Origin of the sequence: Reyranella sp. (genome assembly GCF_044224635.1) — a bacterium.
Lineage (GTDB): Bacteria > Pseudomonadota > Alphaproteobacteria > Reyranellales > Reyranellaceae > Reyranella.
In genome coordinates this window covers 26,872-42,976 of record NZ_JBGAKA010000064.1, presented here as the reverse complement: position 1 = coordinate 42,976, position 16,105 = coordinate 26,872, and the positions used below count along the sequence as shown (strand labels likewise).

Annotated in this window: 10 protein-coding genes; 8 read left to right on the top strand and 2 right to left on the bottom strand. The window is 67.9% G+C overall.

Translation table 11 applies throughout. From position 1 onward, the window contains the following. The 6 genes from ACILR9_RS34335 to ACILR9_RS34310 form a co-directional block, all read left to right on the top strand. The coding region (locus tag ACILR9_RS34335; protein WP_395714493.1) for a GPW/gp25 family protein at positions 1 to 264 on the top strand (264 nt) is incomplete at its 5' end. Continuing rightward, positions 261 to 2,810, top strand: a complete 2,550-nt coding sequence (locus ACILR9_RS34330) for a putative baseplate assembly protein (RefSeq protein ID WP_395714492.1) — start codon at positions 261 to 263, stop codon at positions 2,808 to 2,810. The genes ACILR9_RS34335 and ACILR9_RS34330, both read left to right, overlap by 4 nt. Further along, complete coding sequence (locus tag ACILR9_RS34325) at positions 2,807 to 5,473, top strand: putative baseplate assembly protein (RefSeq protein WP_395714491.1); 2,667 nt, start codon at positions 2,807 to 2,809, stop codon at positions 5,471 to 5,473. Before ACILR9_RS34330 ends, ACILR9_RS34325 begins: the two co-directional genes overlap by 4 nt. After that, positions 5,470 to 7,590, top strand: coding sequence for a hypothetical protein (locus ACILR9_RS34320; protein ID WP_395714490.1), 2,121 nt, complete (start codon positions 5,470 to 5,472; stop codon positions 7,588 to 7,590). Before ACILR9_RS34325 ends, ACILR9_RS34320 begins: the two co-directional genes overlap by 4 nt. Before the next feature lie 24 nt (positions 7,591 to 7,614). Continuing rightward, positions 7,615 to 10,833 (top strand): DUF6519 domain-containing protein, encoded by a 3,219-nt coding sequence (locus ACILR9_RS34315; protein WP_395714489.1) that lies wholly within the window; start codon positions 7,615 to 7,617, stop codon positions 10,831 to 10,833. Positions 10,834 to 10,855: 22 nt separating this feature from the next. Further along, positions 10,856 to 11,371: a hypothetical protein gene (locus ACILR9_RS34310; protein ID WP_395714488.1), complete on the top strand. Its 516-nt coding sequence runs from the start codon at positions 10,856 to 10,858 to the stop codon at positions 11,369 to 11,371. Positions 11,372 to 11,565: 194 nt separating this feature from the next. Here ACILR9_RS34310 and ACILR9_RS34305 read toward each other — a convergent pair whose 3' ends face one another. Beyond that, positions 11,566 to 12,318 (bottom strand): phytanoyl-CoA dioxygenase family protein, encoded by a 753-nt coding sequence (locus tag ACILR9_RS34305; protein ID WP_395714487.1) that lies wholly within the window; start codon positions 12,316 to 12,318, stop codon positions 11,566 to 11,568. Between the two features lie 294 nt (positions 12,319 to 12,612). After that, a complete protein-coding gene (locus ACILR9_RS34300; RefSeq protein ID WP_395714486.1) occupies positions 12,613 to 13,929 on the bottom strand; it encodes an LLM class flavin-dependent oxidoreductase in 1,317 nt (438 codons plus the stop codon). A 742-nt stretch (positions 13,930 to 14,671) separates the two neighbouring features. On the opposite strand from ACILR9_RS34300, the gene ACILR9_RS34295 reads away from it, so the two are divergent. Together ACILR9_RS34295 and ACILR9_RS34290 are read left to right on the top strand one after the other, a co-directional pair. After that, positions 14,672 to 15,442: a hypothetical protein gene (locus tag ACILR9_RS34295; protein WP_395714485.1), complete on the top strand. Its 771-nt coding sequence runs from the start codon at positions 14,672 to 14,674 to the stop codon at positions 15,440 to 15,442. Then, positions 15,415 to 15,888 carry an alginate O-acetyltransferase AlgX-related protein gene (locus ACILR9_RS34290; RefSeq protein ID WP_395714484.1) on the top strand — a complete coding sequence of 158 codons (474 nt, stop codon included), beginning with the start codon at positions 15,415 to 15,417 and terminating at the stop codon, positions 15,886 to 15,888. Before ACILR9_RS34295 ends, ACILR9_RS34290 begins: the two co-directional genes overlap by 28 nt. Positions 15,889 to 16,105 lie beyond the last annotated feature (217 nt).

Sequence of the window (16,105 nt, the reverse complement as noted above, 5' to 3'; positions counted from 1 at the left end):
GCGCCGGGCGAGCGGGTGATGCGGCCCGATTTTGGCGCCGGGCTGCTGTCTCTGGTGTTCGAGCCCAACAGCACGACGCTCGCCGCCGCCACGCAGATGCTGGTGCAGAGCGCGCTGCAACTCAATCTCTCGCATCTGATTGCGGTGCACTCGGTCGATGTGAGGAGCAATGACGCGGCGCTGCGCGTCGATGTCACCTACTCGGTGCTGCTCGATCGCACGACGCACAGCGCGAGCTTCACCGCTCCGGGAGGCGCGCCGTGAAGTTCCATTGCTGCGACCTTCGCCGGCTCGACGTGCTGCGCCTCAGCGGCACGGCCAATGCGATCGATTTCCTGGAAGTGCTCGACAACGCCGGGCCGCCTGGAGCACCTCGCCAGCAGACTTTGTTCATCCGCCTGTTGCGCCCGGGCTTCGCTCTGACGCCGGACAACATCCGCATCACCGGCGGCGAGCGCATCACCCGGATCGGCATCGTCTGGTGCGCGCCGGCCAATGCCCTGCCGCCGCAGGCCGAGCCCGGCCTGGTCGCCACGGTCGACGATCCGGCGCGCACGCTGGTGGTGCGCACGGACAGTTCCGGCGACTTCTCCATTTACACACTGAGCATCGTCGCCAGCTCCGGCAGCGACAATCCACCGGCAGGCTTCGATCCACGCCTGTCGTCGATCGACTTCTCGTTCAAGGTCGAATGCCCGGCTGATTTCGACTGCGCCCAGCCCGTCATCTGTCCGCCGATCGTCGGCCCGAAGCCCGATATCGACTATCTCGCCAAGGACTACCAGGGCTTCCGCCGCCTGATGCTGGATCGGCTGAGCCTGCTGGTGCCGGGCTGGACCGAGCGGTCGCCGGCCGATCTCGGCGTCATGCTGGTCGAGCTGCTGGCCTACGCCGCCGACAATCTTTCCTATCGCCAGGATTCGATCGCCAACGAGGCCTATCTGGCGACGGCGCGCCAGCGCGTGTCGGTGCGCCGCCACGCCCGGCTGGTCGACTATTTCATGCACGAAGGTTGCAACGCCCGCGCCTTCGTTCACTTCGACGTCGTCGGTCAGGCGCTCGCGTTGGCCAAGGGCACGCAGCTCCTGACGCGCGTGCCCAGGCTGCCGCCGGTGATCGCGCCCGGCAGCTTGGAGCTGCGCGATGCGCTGCGCGCCGGCGCCACCGTGTTCGAGACGGCGCATGTCGCGACGCTCGACCAGCGCCTCAATCGGCTGTCGTTCTACAGCTGGGGCGACAATGCCTGCTGTCTGCCGCGCGGCACGACGCGGGCAACCCTGCGCGGCAACCTGTCGGCCATCCTGCATGTCGGCGACATCCTCGTCTTCGAGGAGGTGGTGAGCCCGACCATCTTCGTCGCCGGAGATGCCGATCGCAGCCATCGTTGGGCGGTGCGGCTGGTTACGGTGACGGCGTCGCAGGATCCGTCGGGGCAACTCTTCGATGAGCCGCCGGTGAACGGACCCGTGGATGTCACCGAGATCGCCTGGGACGCCGCCGACGCGCTGCCATTCCCGCTCTGCCTGTCGGTCGTGGAGCGACCCGGCCTGGAGGTCAGCGTGGCGATGGGCAACATCGTGCTGGTCGACCAGGGCTTCACGGTGGCCGACGAGTCGCTGGGCGCCGTGCCGCCGGAGACGCTGCACATTGCCCCGGTCGCTCCGGCCGGCTGCTGCGACAAGCCTGAACCTGTCGTCGTGCCGCCCCGTTTCCGGCCGGATCTCGACAAGCTGCCGCTGTCGCACGGCTTTGATCTTGCCACGCTCCTGGCCGTGCCGATCAGCGCCGACGAGGCGTGGTGGCCGGCGAGCTCGCTGCTGGCCATCGATCCGCGCAGCGCGACGCCGCTGATCGCCCGGCTGGCCGGCACGCTGGGCCCGGTCACCGAGCTTTGGACAGCGCGCCGCGATCTTCTGTCCAGCGCCGACGATGCCAACGACTTCGTTGTCGAGGTCGAGAACAACGGCCGGTCGCGGCTGCGCTTCGGTGACGACGACCATGGCAAGCGCCCCGATCCGGGCACGACTTTCGTGGCGACCTACCGGTGCGGCAACGGCATCGCCGGCAACGTCGGCCAGGAAGCGATCGCCCACATCGTCAGCGTCGCCAACGGGGTGTTCGCGGTCGTGCGCAATCCGATGGCGGCGGCAGGCGGCGTCGAGCCGGAGGACGTGGAGGTCGTACGCCGCGACGCGCCGCAAGCCTTCCGCACCCAGGAGCGCGCGGTGACGCCGGCCGACTATGCCGCGGCAGCCGAACGGCGGCCCGATGTGCAGCGGGCGGCGGCCACGTTCCGCTGGACCGGCAGCTGGTACACGGCTTTCGTCACGCCCGACCGCTTTGGCGGCATCAAGGTCGACGACCCGTTCAAGGCGCGCCTGCGGCGCCATCTCGAGCGCTTCCGCATGGCCGGCTACGACCTCGAGATCAACACGCCGCGCTACGTGCCGCTCGAGGTCGCCCTGCATGTCTGCGTCAAGGACGACTATTTCCGGGCCGACGTCGTGCATGCCGTCGAGAAGGTGCTGTCGAGCGGTATTCTGCCCGACGGCTCGCTGGGGCTGTTCCATCCCGACAATTTCACCTTCGGCCAGCCGGTCTATCTCAGCCGCGTGATCAGCGCCGCCCAGGCGGTCGACGGTGTCGAGTCCGTCCGCGCCGACAGCTTCCGCCGCTTGGGTGACAAGACGTTCCTCGCACTGCAGGACGGCGTGATCGAGATCGGCACTCTCGAGATTGCTCAGCTCGCCAACAGTCCCAACTTCCCCGAACGCGGCAAGCTCGCGCTCGTGGCCGGAGGCGGCAAATGACGGCGCCGGTACCCGACCTCAAGCCCCACGTCCCGCCGCTCGCGCCCGACAGCGAATGCTGCGCCTGCTGCGACGGGGTTGCGGCCGAGACGCCGCAGGGCATCTTCAACCGGACCGGCCTGTCGGCGATCGGCTACCGGATCGGCGATTACGCCCAGTTCCGCGCCAGCCTGCATGCCGCGCTGTCGTCCTCGGCGTTGACGCCGCTCCCGTTGCTGCGCACCCGTGACGAGGATGATTTCACCATTGGCCTGATCGACGCCTTCTCGTGCTCGGCCGACGTGCTGACCTTCTACCAGGAGCGCATTGCCAACGAATCGTGGCTGCGCACCGCCGTCGAGCGCGTCTCGCTGCAGGAGATGGGCAAGCTGGTCGGCTACCGCCTGCGGCCCGGCGTGGCAGCCGAGACGTGGCTCGCCTTCGCGCTCGATACGCCGCCGGCAGCGCCGGCCACGCTGGCGCCGGAACCGGGCAACTTCGTCACCGGTGTTCCGGCCAGCCTGACGCTCGACAAGGGCACCAAGGTGCAGAGCGTTCCGGGCCCGGACGAGAAGCCGCAGAGCTTCGAGCTGGTCGAGACGCTCGCCGAGGCACGCGCGGCCTGGAACGCGATGACGCCCTGGCTCGGGGAATCATACGTTTTGGCGGCGGGCGATCGCGAAGCCTGGCTGGCCGGCATCGCCACCAATCTCAAGCCCGGTGACGCGCTGCTGTTCGTCGGCGCCGAATACTTCGCCGACGACAAGAACGACAATTGGGACTTCCACATTCTCACCGCCGTCGAGCCGGAGCCGGCGCGGAATCGCACGCGTGTCGTCTGGGCGCGCGGCCTGGGAGCGGCGGATCTCTCGTCGAGCCCGCCGGCGCAGCCGTACGTCTTCGCCATGCGCAAACGCTCGGCCGTGTTCGGCAACAACGCACCGATCTGGCGCAGCATGGATCCGGAGTTCCGCGCCGGCTACGTCGCGAGGTTCGGGGGTAATGCCAACCGCAGCGACTGGCCGCACTTCAAGATCAGCCGGACCACGCCGAACGCCAATGGCGGGGCAGTCGACCTCGACCAGGTGCAGTCCGAGGTCGCGGCCGATGTCTCTTCCGACATTGCCCGTCGCAGCTTCGCCGTCCTGGCGCGAGGCGGCTTCAATCGTCCCAGCGGGCCGTATCCGAGCGGCACCCGCATCGAGCTCTATCGGGTGACCAGCACGACCGAGATTTCCCGCGCCGAGTTCGCGCTGTCCGCAAAGGTCACGCGGCTCGGTCTGTCGGGTGAGAGCCTCGAGTCTCACTTCCACAGGCGCGTGCGCCAGACGACGGTCTACGCCAAGTCCGACTATCTGCCTCTGGGGCAGCGGCCGGTCACGACGGCAGTGAGCGGCGATCGCATACCCGTAGAGGCCGCCACGACCGGCCTGTCGCCGGATCGCCACCTGATCGTGCGCGGCCTGCGCGTCAGCGACCGCGCTCCGGTCGTCGTCCAGGCAACGCTCGTCGCCGTTCATCCGGTCGATGGCCAGCGCGCCGAGCTCGAAATCGCGCCGCCGCTCGCCGACGACCTGGTACGCGACAGCGTCGTCGTCCATGCCAACGTGGCGTTGGCCTCGCATGGCGAATCGGTCACCCAGGTGCTGGGCGCCGGCAATGCCAGCAAGAGCTTCCAGCAATTCGAGCTGAAGCAGCTTCCGCTCACCTACAGGGCGGCCGCCAACGAGATCGGCGCCGCGGCCGAGCTCACCGTCCGCATCGGCGGCGTTGCGTGGAAGGAATTGCCCACGCTCTACGGCGCCAAGCCGCGCGATCGGGTATTCGCGCTGACCACGGACGAGCAGGGCCGTTTGTTCGTCGGCTTCGGCGACGGGCGGAGCGGCGCGCGCTTGCCGAGCGGCGTCAACAACGTCCAGGCGGTCTATCGCAAGGGCATCGGCGAGGACGGAAATGTCGCCGCCGACAGCTTGACCCAGCTCATGACCCGGCCGCTTGGGCTCAAGAGCGTCAGCAATCCTCTGGCTGCCGAGGGTGGCACCGATCCGGAGCCGGCCAGCGCTGCGCGGCGCACGATCCCGCTGACCACGCGCACCTTGGGGCGGGCCGTGTCGGTGCTCGACTACGAGGATTTTGCCCGCGCCTTCAGCGGCATCGCCAAGGCCCAGGCGCAGGTGCTGCATGTCCGCGCCGGCGTGACCGTGGCGATCACCCTGGCGGCGCCCGAAGGCGAGATCATCACCTCGGCGAGCCCGGTATGGCAGAACCTGCTGGGTGCGCTGAAAGCGAGCGGCGATCCGCACGTCGACGTGACCTTGCTGCCGCTGCAGGCGAGCACGTTCCGCCTCGGCATCCGGGTCAAGGTCGATCCTGATTATGAGACGCCCAAGGTCCTGGCCGAGGTCGAGGCCGCCCTGCGGGCGCACTTCTCCTTCGACGCCCGCGAGCTCGGCGCGCCGGTCTACCAGTCCGATGTCATCGCCACCGCCCAGGCCGTGGCCGGTGTCGTCGCCGTCGACCTGACCCGGCTCTATGGCGGCACGCAGCCTTGGCCGCAGACCTGGCCGTCGCTTCGGGTGCGCCTGCTTGCATCGCGCATGCGTGTTCAGTCGGGCGTCGCCTTGCCGGCCGAGCTGCTGACGCTGGATCCGGCGCCGTTCGACGACCTGGAGGTGATGCCATGAGCTCTCTCACGGCCGAGCGCCTCTATGGGTTGCTGCCCGCCGTCTATCGTCTGCGCGACGCCGAGCAGGGTGAGCCGCTGCGCGCCCTGATGGCGGCCTTCGCCCAACAGTTCGCCGCCCTCGAGGAGAACATCGACCAGCTCTACGACGACCAGTTCATCGAGACCTGCGCGGCCTGGGTGGCGCCTTATATCGGTGACCTGATCGGCTATCGCCCCCTGCATGGCGTGACGCCGAAAGTTGCGTCGCCGCGCGCCGAGGTCGCCAACACCATCGCCTATCGCCGCCGCAAGGGCACGGCGCTGATGCTCGAGCAGCTGGCCAGCGACGTCACCGACTGGCCCGCGCACGCGGTGGAGTTCTTCGAGCTGCTGACCGTGTCGCAGTACATGAAGCACATCAGGCTGCATGCGCCGGCGACGGCCAACCTGCATAACCTCAGAGCGACGCTGCTGGAAGGGGGTGCCTTCGGCAAGTTCGCCCACACGCCCGAGATGCGCCGGCCCGAAAGCGGGGCAGGGCGCTACAATATCCCCAACATCGGCATCTTCCTGTGGCGCCTGCTGTCGCTGCGGCTGACGGCGTTGCCGCTGGTCGCCGATCCGGGCGATGCGACCAACCGCAAGTTTCGCGTCAACCCGCTCGGCGCCGACCTCCGGCTGTTCCGCCGGCCGCGGACCGAGGACGACATCTCGCATCTCGCCGAGCCGATCAACGTGCCCGAGCCGTTGTCGGTGCGACTGATGGCGCTGGCCGTCAAGGCGGCGCAGGCGAGCACGGTGCCGGCGCCGAATGCCGTGATCGACGACGATTACGGTCCCGGCGAAAGCCTCGTCCTCCTGAGGCCCGGCAATCCGCCGGTGCCGGTTCCGGTCGAGCAGATCCGCATCTGCGACCTGCGCGATATTCTCGATGCCGGCGGCAACGTCATCGCCTGGAACCACCAGGCGGCCGTGCCGGCAGGCACGATCGGCGTCGATCCGGAGCGCGGCCGCGTGCTGCTCGGCGCGCCGGCCGACGGCCCGTTGCTCGCCACCTTCCACTACGGCTCGCCTCGCGCGATCGGCGGCGGCGAGTACGAACGCTCGCCGGAAGAGGCCGGTGTGCCCCTGCAGCGCACCGTCGCCAACAGCGCCGCCTTGCAGCCCGAGCTCGATGCTGTGGCCGTTGGTGGCCGGGTGCTGATCGAGGACAGCCGAACCTATGCCCAGACACCGGTCTTCAAGGTGAATGGCGTTACGACGGCGGGCGCGCCTGGCCTGAAGGTGGTCGTCGCCGCGCGCAATCCGGCGCGGCCGTTGATTGCCGCCACCGGCAATCTCACGCTTGCCATCGGCGAGCGCGGTCAACTCGTCCTCGACGGGCTGGTGATCTCGGGCGGCGCGCTGGAACTGCCGGCCGCGGCAGACGACGAACCGCGCGAGCTGCTGCTGCGCGACTGCACGCTGGTGCCCGGCCGCCAGCTCAATCCGGACGGCAGCGCCGTATCGCCCGGGCTGCCCAGCCTGGTGATCGGCCATCCGTTCGCCAAGGTCACGCTCGAGCGCTGCATCACCGGTCCGATCCAGCTCGACCGGGAAGCGGAGATCACGCTGGTCGACTGCATCGTCGACGCCGGCACGCCACAGAACGTCGCCTACGCCGGAAACGCGACCGGCGGCCCGGGTGGAACGCTGACGGCCCGGGAATGCACCGTGATCGGCAAGGTGCACGCCAAGGTGATCGAGCTCGTCTCGAACAGCATCCTGTTCGCGGCGCTCGGGGTGGCGCCGGGAGAGACCTGGGCCGCCCCGGTCATCGCCGAGCGACGCCAGGAAGGCTGCATGCGGTTTTCCTTCGTGCCCAACGGCTCGTTCACGCCGCGCCGCTACCGCTGCATACCCGATGCCGCTCACCCGCAGGCGCTGCCGCACTTCACGTCGCGACGCTACGGCGATCCGGCCTACGGGCAGCTGCGGCAGGTCACCGACCTGTCGATCCGCAGCGGCGCCGACGACGGCGGCGAGATGGGCGTGCTGCACGCGCTCTTCCAGCCGCAGCGCGAGACCAATCTGCGCCTGCGTCTCGATGAGTATCTGCGCTTCGGCCTGCATGCCGGCTTCTTTTACGCGAGCTGACCGGAACTTCGCTGGGGAACCACCATGGCCACCGATTTCTCGAGAGTCCGACTCAATCCTCTCCTCGACTTCGCCGGAGTGGAGCTGAAGCAGGGCGGCGTTCTTCTCGATGCCGACGCCAACGAGCTCGTCGCCATCGTCGACCGGCGCCTGCGCACGCTGGCGAGCGACGTGCTGGGACGGGCGACGGTCTCGTCGACCACGGTCGACGCCTTCAAGATCTCGGTATCGGGGACCGCGCTGCTGATCGGCAGGGGCCGGCTCTATGTCGACGGTCTGCTGGCGGAAAACCATGGCGCCGTGTCCAACGATCCGGCCAAGAAGTTGTTCGACAGCCTGATGGCCGAGCCGCAGTTCGCCGATCCGATTCCCTACACGGCCCAACCCTATCTTCCCAATCCGCCCGCGCTGCCGACAGCGGGACGGCATCTCGTCTATCTCGATGTCTGGAACCGCGAGGTGACGGCGCTCGAGCGGCCTGACCTGGTGGAGAGTGCGGTCGGTGTCGACGCGACGTCGCGCATCCAAACCGTCTGGCAGGTCCGCGCGCACGCACCGGACGTCGGCACGGGCACGACCTGCGCGACGCTGGACGCCGACATCCCCGGCTGGGCCAACATCATCGCGCCGTCAACCGGCGTGCTGACGACCGGCACATTCGAGGTCGCCCCGGTCGACGATCCGTGCGAACTGCCGCCGACCGGCGGCTACCGTGGGCTGGAGAACCAGCTCTATCGCGTCGAGATTCACGATGCCGGCCAGCCGGGCGCCGGCGCGACCTTCAAATGGTCGCGCGAGAACGCCAGCGTCGGCAGCCGCGTCGCCAGCATGGTGTCGGGCAGCGAGCTCGAGCTGGTGACGCTCGGTCGGGACGATGTGCTCTCGTTCAAGACCGGTGACTGGGTCGAGATCCTCGATGACGTGCGCGAGCTCTCCCAGGCGGCGGGCGAGATGCGCAAGATCACGGTTATCGAAGCGACGCGGCGCATCCAGTTCACGCCCGCGCTGCCGGCCGCGATGCTGCCGGGAACCTTCCCCAACAGCGCCTTTCCCAACGCCCGCAACCTCCGGGTACGGCGCTGGGACCAGCGCGGTCGGGTGTCGCGCACTGGCCCCAACGGCACGACCGTCCAGGTCCAGGACCTCGACGCTGCAGGCTCGACCGGGGTGATCAACTTGCCGGTGGCGACAACGACCCTGCTGCTCGAGAACGGCGTCACCGTCACCTTCGCCTCGACCGGCGCCAAGGGCTTCAAGGCGGGCGACTATTGGGTGTTCGCCGCGCGCACGGCGGATGCCTCGGTCGAGCTGCTCGACCGCGCGCCGCCGCGCGGCATCCATCATCACTTCGCCCGCCTCGCCATCTGGGATGTCGGAACGGGGCAGGTCACCGATTGCCGCCATCCGTGGCCGCCGACCGCCGAGGGCCACGATTGCAGCTGCACTGCCTGCGTCACGGCGGCCTCGCATGCCAGCGGACAGTTCACCATCCAGGACGCCGTCAACCAGGTGAGCCAGACCGGCGGCACGGTCTGCCTCGGGCCGGGGCAGTACGCGCTCACCCAGGCCGTGCAGCTCAATGGCACGCGCGCCGTCAAGATTCGCGGCCAGGGCGCCGCGACCGTGATCGTCGCAGCGGGCGGCGCCTTTGCGCTCAGGAACTGCATGGCCGTCGGCATCGCGGATCTGGCGATCCTGTCGCTGGCGCGGCAGCCCGCCATCAGCGTGCAGACGGCGCTGGGCGTCGAGCTGCGACACCTCCTGATCGCGGTGCTCGACACCGGCGACAACCGCGCCTCGGCCATCGCCTTGCAGGGCGTGGTCGCCGGCGCGCAGATCAGCGAGAACGCGATCCTGGCCTCGACGGCGATCCTCGCCAACGATCCCACCGTGCCGCGCGGCGAGGGCGACGATCAGACGGCATTCCTGGTCGCCGCGGCGCTGGCGATCGAGGACAATCTCCTGTGGTGTCGCCAGCGGGCGGTGGCGCTCGACGGCAACGTCCTGCACCTGCTGGACACGCGCATCGTCGGCAACGACGCCATCACCTGCGCCCAGATGGCGGTGAGCGCGCTCGGCATGGGCCTGACTGGAACGTCGATCACGATTACGCGCAACAACTGCTTCGTCGCGGGCAGTGGCGTGCGCTGCGCCGTCGACGGCGCCTGGATCGGCGAGAACAAGCTGGTCAACACCGCGGCGGCGCGCGTCGACACCACGGTTGGCATCACCTTGGCGACAGGCCTCGACAAGGCAGGCTCGGAGCAGTGCCAGGTGCTGGCCAACCAGATCGAGGGGTTCGGCCTGGCGGGCATCGTCATCGGCGCGCCGGTGCGCGACCTGATCGTGAAGCTCAACATCATCGAGCAGTGCGGCAGCGGCATCGTCTCGACCGACAACGCCAATGGCGGCTCGCTGTCGATCGAGAACAACCATATTCGCGGCATCGATGCCCGGCCGGGAGCCACCGGCCTGGTGGTCGGGATCGCCGTGACGCGGGCCGGACATGCCACCATCGCCGGCAACATCATCCGCTCGGTCGGCGTGACGGCGGTGCAGTCGGCCTTGCGGGTCGGCATTCTCGGCTTCGGCGTCGAACGCGCGCGCGTGTCGGGCAACGAGATCACCGAGCTCGCGCCGGCCGGCGACTTTGTCGGACGTGCCATGGGCGTCCTGCTGGCCGCCCCGCTGGTCGATTTCGAGATCGGGCACAATCGCATAGAGCGAGACGTTGCGCCTACGGCGCAGCGCAGCAACGGCGACTGGAGCGCGCTGTTCGTCATCGGTGCGGATGTTCAGATACCTCTGCAGAGGACGGGCAGCCTGACGACGGTACGCTCCGAGCCGACCAAGACCGTTGTGCTGGGAGCAGGACGACCCTATGTCGCCAACCTCGCCGCGGTGTCGACCGACAATCCGGTGGTGGGCGCCAACGGCTCGGTCCTCGGCAACGTGCTGGTCGCCCGCGGCGATGCGCCGGTCGTTGACGTGCTGGCCGGGCAGTGCCTGTTCAACGACAATCGGGTCGAGGCGCGGCTGAACGGCCGGATCGCCGTCCGGCTCGGAGCGCCCATCGTGCTGGTCAATGCTAATCGAGTCTCCGGTGGCAACGACGGTTCGATTCAGATCAATGGCGCCACACCCAAGTCGGCGACGGTTCTGGGCAATATCACGACCCGGGCGATTGTGCTGGCCGGCGCGGCATTGCCGCCGCCCTGGGACGCCCTAAATCTTAGGGCGTAGGGACGCCTTCGAGGAGGAAACCATGCCGAGGACTGTCACCATCAAGACCGACACGACGCTTCGCGCGCTCGGCCCGACGCTGCTCGACGCCCGATTTCGCGGTGAGCAGGTCGATGCGGCGCTGGATCGCCTGAAGGCACTCAATCCGCATGCTGATCCCGAGCGCATTCCGGCGGGAACGGTCCTGTTCGTGCCGGATACGCCGGCCTTCAAGGCATCGGCCGCGGCGTCGCCGCAGGCCGCCCCGATCGAGGAGTTCCGCGTCATGCTGACCGGCGCCTTGAGCGACGCGGCGAATCGGCTGAAGAACGCCAACGCCGCGCGCGCCGCCGAGCGTGCCGACCTGTCGACGGTGCTGAAGAGCGCCGCCTTCAAGCGCGCCGCCGGCGATGACCGCGACGTCCTGCAGCAGGTCAGCGACGCCCAGAAGGTCCTGGCCACCGAGGAAACGGAAGACAAGCAGGCCGAGGAAACCCTCGCCGCCATGAGCAAGGCGGCCTTGGCCGCCCTGGCGCAGCTTACGAAGGTGGCGGGATAGAGCGGCGCGCGATGATCTTTGTCCTCCCCAGCTTCGCTGGGGAGGTGCCACGTCTTACGGGGCGGAGGGGTCAGAGGCCTCAGTCCCGTTGCTCATGACCCCTCCGTCCGCGTCGGCATTTTGGCCGCGGAGCGGCCAAAAGCCCGTAGACGCGGACACCTCCCCACGCAAAGCGTGGGGAGGAGAGTGAGAATTCAAGGCCGCCGCCTGAACATCGTCCACGGGTCGCGCATGAAGCGCTCGCGGGCAGTGACCTGGGTCGCCGGGTCCCACATCGGGGCGGCGGCGCGGCGCTGGAAGATCATGTCGCGGCGGACGTCGGAGGTGTTGGCCGAGGTGCCGTGCGCCAGGAACGAATGCGCGACGACGATGTCGCCGGCGGCAAGCCGCGGCACCACCATGCGCGCTTCGGGCAGCAGGCGACGCTGGGTTTCGATCTTGATCTCGCCGAAGGGGATCGGCGCGTCAGCGGGCAATTCCTCGAAGGCCTTGGCAAACTCCTTGTGCGAGCCCGGCAGGACATGGAAGCCGCCCACCGTGTCGGAGGCGACATCGGTCAGCGCGCAGCCGAAGATGATGTTGAAGACGCCCAGCACCTTCTCGGTGCCGCCGTCGATGTGGAAGTTGCGGCCGATCCCGCCCTTGGTCGCAAAGCCCGGCATCGTTGACGCGAACTGCACGAAATCGACCGGCGGCGCGCTTTCCAGGATCTCGAGTGCCAGCGGATCGAGTGCGTTCGAGGCGATCGCCATGAGGTCGGGATGCCGGCAGTACCGCACCTCGCGCCACGATTCGTTGCGTGTCCGCTCCCAGCCACCGTCAGGATGGATCTCGTTCAGATGGCGGGCGGCCGCCTGCGCCGCCTCAAGCTGCGGTTGGCCGATCACGCCGGAGATCACCGTGAAGCCCCGGCCGGCGAGTTCATCCCAATGGGAATTCTCGAACATGATCTGCGCGTCCTCTGGACCATCCGCTGCCGGCTGCGCCGACCGGGAATGGCCAGTCATAGTGTAGCGCAAGAGTCGTGACTCGCCGGTCCCGTTGCAAGGTCGCTCTTCCTTCTCCTCCCCAGCTTCGCTGGGGAGATGCCCCGTCAAACGGGGCGGAGGGGTCATGGGCAGCGGGACTGGAGCCTCTGACCCCTCCGTCAGCGTGAGACGCTGACACCTCCCCAGCTTCGCTGGGGAGGAGAAAGAAGAGCGCTTCCTCAAGCGACTACCCATGAAGGGCGCGCCTAGGCCTCACACCCGCGCAGGGCGGGGCAGGCCGAAATGGTCGCGCAGGGTGATGCCTTCGTAGGCGGTGCGGAACAGGCCGCGTTTCTGCAAGAGGGGCACGACCTCGGCGATGAAGACGTCGAGCACGCCGGGGAAGATCGCCGGCATCAGGTTGAAGCCGTCGGCGGCGCCGTCGGTGACCCAATCCTCGATCAGGTCGGCGATCTGCTCCGGGGTGCCGGCGGTGGTGAAATGGCCGCGCGCACCGGCCATGTAGGCGAGCAGCTGCCGCAGTGTGAAGTTCTCGCGCTTGACCAGGCCCACGATCACCTCGGTGCGACTGCGGGCGGCCTCGACGGTGCCGGGATCGGGCAGGTCCTCGGGCGCGAGCGGCTTGTCGAGCGACAGGTGAGAGAAATCATGTCCGCCGAACCGGCTCGACAGCCGCTTCAGGCCGACATTGGTGTCGGTGAGCTCGGTGAGCTCGCGCGCCAGGCGCCTGGCTTCCGTCTCGGTGGCCGCGATCACCGGGCTCAGGCCGGGCAGGATGACGACATGCTCGGGACAGCGCCCCTCGGCGGCGGCGAGCGCCTTGAGGTCGGCATAGAAAGCCTGCGCCGTCTTCTTCTCCATCTGGGCGGTGAACACCGCTTCGGCGTGGCGTGCGGCGAAGCGGCGGCCGGTGTCGGAGGAGCCCGCCTGTACGAACACGGGCCGGCCCTGCGGCCCGCGCGGCATGTTGAGCGGGCCGGCGACGCGATAGAACTTGCCGCTGTGGTCGATCGGCCTGATATGGCCCGGCCGGGCGTACTGGCCGGACGCGCGGTCGTCGATCACGGCTTGGTCGCTCCAGCTGTCCCACAGCGCCTTGACGACCGACATGAACTCCTCGCCGCGCTCGTAGCGCTCGCCGTGGCTCACTAGCCCGCCGCCGCCGTAGTTGCGTGCCGAGGCGGCCAGCCAGGAGGTCACGATGTTCCAGCCGATCCTGCCGCCGCTGATATGGTCGAGCGAGCCGAACTGGCGGGCGAGGTTGAAGGGCTCGGTGTAGGTGGTCGAAGCCGTGGCGATCAGGCCGATGCGGCTGGTCGATCCGGTCAGCGCGCCGAGCGTGGTGATCGGCTCGAGCCAGGTCGCCGCCGAGTTCGTCACCGTGTCCATCAGCGCCAGCGAATCGGCAAGGAAGATAGAGTCGAAGAGGCCCGCCTCGGCGCGTCGCGCCAGGTCGCGGAAGTACTCGATGTCGGTCAGGGCCAGCAACGAGGCGGCGGGATGGCGCCACGACGCCTCGTGGTGACCACGGCTCTGGATGAAGAGATTGAGATGGATCTGGCGCTTCATGGGTCTGGTCATGGCTAGCAGGCAGGCGAGGCGGCAACAACCCGTTTGCCGCGACGGCGAGCGCTGGGTATCAGCTCGCCCTTCGAGTAGGCCGTTACGCTGTGGCCACTCATTATGATCACGAGGTCCCGGCTCACCCGGCTTGACGCCGCAAGAATCTCGCCTAGCTTGACGGGAGCTGGCGGCGACTCGTTGCCGGCAACTGCGCAGCATCAGGGAGGATGGATCGTGCGCGAACCTGCGGCTGTGGCCGATTGGGAACCGTCCGGCCGGGAGGCACCCTGTAAGAAAGCGAGCACTCGTGTCGCCGCGCCGCGCGAGCCTATCGAGGACGCTGTGGATGCCGACATGTCGGCGAGCGAGGCTGACGCAAAACGCCTGGCTGACGCAAAACCGCGTTCGACATCTGCTCTTGCGTCAGCCGCAAGTGCTTGATTCCAATGGACACTGACGCAACTGACGCAACTGACGCAAAATCTGACCGTGAAAAGTCTCCTATGAAGATCGGGCTGGGTGCCGCCCCAATTTTTTCAGCATCGTTTTGCCTGCGTGCATACTTGGAAGAAGCTCATGGCTGGGGGGTGCGCCACCCCAGTGGCGCGTCTTCTGTGCGATCGACGATGGCCGCGCCACTGGAGTGGCGCGTGCCCAGCACATTTCATAGGAGTTCTGTTTTGAAGATCGCGAAAGTCAGCGCCTGTGGCATGATGGCCGAGGGGTATCGAGGGGCGACCGGAGCTTCATGATTTCGCGGCGTTGGTTCTGGCTCGTCTACGGGGCGATCCTGGTGGTGGCGACTGTCGCCGGCACGGAGTTCGTCGCGTCCTTTTTGGCGCCGCCCTGGCCGGCGCGCGACCTGAGGCCGGTCTCGGCGGAGGCGCTGAAAGAGAGGATCTCCAGCGCCTTCATCGACATGCCGCAACTGGTGCCGGTCTACAACGACTGGGGCATGCGCGATCGGCCGCGTACCTTTACCCGCCCGCCTGATGTGAAGTTCCGCTCGGTGATGGTGGGCGACAGCTTCCTGGAAGGCTTGATGCTGACCTCGCCCATGCCGGCGCGGGTCGAGAAGCTCTTGCACGAGGGCGGTCATGCCGAGATTGAAGCGATCAATCTCGGCGTCACGGCGACCGGCCCCCGGCAATATTACTATCGCATCCGCAATGTCGTGACCCCGCTGAAGCCCGATGTGATCGTCGTGGTCGTCTATGCCGGCAACGACTTCGTTCCCACCCCCCTTGAACCCTATTCATTGCCGCCTTGGCTCGCCGAGCTGCCGATGCCGTCGGTGCTGGGCATGATGGCGCCGCGCACGGCCTGGCTGCTGGTCGCAAGCCGCCGGCCGAGCGCCTCGACTATTTCGTCCGCCACATGCGCACACACTACTATCCCAACGTCGACGAGGCGACGATACGGGAGATCCTGTCGCGCGGCGGCGATCGATTGTGGACGGCTTTTCGGCCACGTCCGGCCGATCGCGAGTTCGTGCAGGGCTGGCTGCTCGGCAGCATGATCGATTGGGAGACCGGAAAATGGGAGGTGCCGCGCAATGCCGAGGAGGCCGACCAGCGCAGCGCGCCGACTGTCGAGGAGACGCTGACCTGGCTGCTGGGGGCCAATGAGCTTGCGCGCGACATGGGCGCCGAGCTCGTGGTGGTGCTCGCACCCTCCGGTGTCGTCGATCCGGATTATGTCGAATTCTGGCGACCGTGGTCGCGTTATTTCAGCTACAACCTCAGTGCCGACGCCCGCCACAGGCGGCTCGCCGGGGAGCTGAACAAGCGGGGCCTGTCTGTCGTCGATCTGCGCGACAGCCTCAAGGGGGTCGGCGGCACGTATCGGCTGACGGATGGACATTGGACGGAGAAGGGGACCGACATCGTGGCGCAGCGACTGGCAGGCGCTCTGCTGGAACTCCGGCAACGGTCCGGTGCACCCGGCCAGCGCAAGGGCTTGTGAATCGCCGAAGAACGAAATCTACTCGGTGAACCGGTGGCTGGTGAACGTGTTTCGAGGGGATGAAGCGGTCTTCATGCAAAATGCCGCCACAATCACGAACAAGGATAAGAACGTAGCCGGGCCAAACGAGCCGCCCGGCTTCCTGCCGACAGGATATTCATCAGGCCGTCTGCCCCTCCAGGGTTGACGGCATTTTTGCGTCCGCAACTCAGCGCGG

Excerpts from the sequence above, each read along its gene's own strand:
- ACILR9_RS34320 (WP_395714490.1), top strand. The coding sequence starts at position 5,470 with ATGAGCTCTCTCACGGCCGAGCGCCTCTATGGGTTGCTGCCCGCCGTC.
- ACILR9_RS34325 (WP_395714491.1), top strand. The coding sequence starts at position 2,807 with ATGACGGCGCCGGTACCCGACCTCAAGCCCCACGTCCCGCCGCTCGCG.
- ACILR9_RS34295 (WP_395714485.1), top strand. The coding sequence starts at position 14,672 with ATGATTTCGCGGCGTTGGTTCTGGCTCGTCTACGGGGCGATCCTGGTG.
- ACILR9_RS34305 (WP_395714487.1), bottom strand. The coding sequence starts at position 12,318 with ATGTTCGAGAATTCCCATTGGGATGAACTCGCCGGCCGGGGCTTCACG.
- ACILR9_RS34315 (WP_395714489.1), top strand. The coding sequence starts at position 7,615 with ATGGCCACCGATTTCTCGAGAGTCCGACTCAATCCTCTCCTCGACTTC.
- ACILR9_RS34300 (WP_395714486.1), bottom strand. The coding sequence starts at position 13,929 with ATGAAGCGCCAGATCCATCTCAATCTCTTCATCCAGAGCCGTGGTCAC.
- ACILR9_RS34310 (WP_395714488.1), top strand. The coding sequence starts at position 10,856 with ATGCCGAGGACTGTCACCATCAAGACCGACACGACGCTTCGCGCGCTC.